We start from the raw sequence: 737 nt of genomic DNA on the forward strand, positions 1-737 counted from the left end.
CTAATGCTGATCCATATACATTGGATGTAGCTGCAAGCGGAATTACGGCGAATGAACTGGCCGATGATGCCGTAACGGCTGCCAAGATCAATTCCAACGTTGCAGGAAGCGGGTTGGTACAGAACGTAGCCACGGGAGCATTGGAAGTTGACGGAACAGCAATCACTGGTGATGGTAACATTACTTCCTCGGATCTAACCGTAGGGGGTGATGCCAATGCTCTATTGGGAGATGTTACCTTGGAGATAGCGGCCGGAGCCGTCGGAACTACCGAATTGGCTGCAGATGCGGTTACCAATGCTAAATTGGCGGATAATGCGGTTCAGACAGAAAATATTTTGAACGGTACCATTTTAACAGAGGATATTTCCTCAGGTGGTAACGATAAGGTTATGGTTACGGATGCAGTAGGTACTGTAGCCTGGGTGGACAAGTCGAGCTTCAATGCCATTGCCGATCAGGTAACGATTACCGGAGTTGGTACTACCTTGGATCCTTTCAAGGTGGAGGACCTTTCCATCGTTACGGCCAAACTGGCCGATGGTGCGGTGACTACCATAAAATTGGGTGATGATGCGGTTACCAATGCAAAATTGGCGGACGATGCAGTTCAGACAGAGAATATATTGAACGGTACTATTTTAACAGAGGATATTTCCTCAGGTGGTAACGATAAAGTTTTAGTAACCGATGCAGTAGGAACGGTAGCCTGGGTGGACAAGTCGAGCTTCGATGCC

Annotated in this window: 1 pseudogene; it reads left to right on the forward strand. The window is 48.0% G+C overall.

Annotated elements, in window-relative coordinates:
* Positions 1 to 737: pseudogene (locus MWU84_RS24025) on the forward strand (hypothetical protein); the annotation flags it as partial.

The sequence above is a fragment of the Arenibacter sp. F20364 genome, assembly GCF_023015905.1.
GTDB lineage: Bacteria > Bacteroidota > Bacteroidia > Flavobacteriales > Flavobacteriaceae > Arenibacter.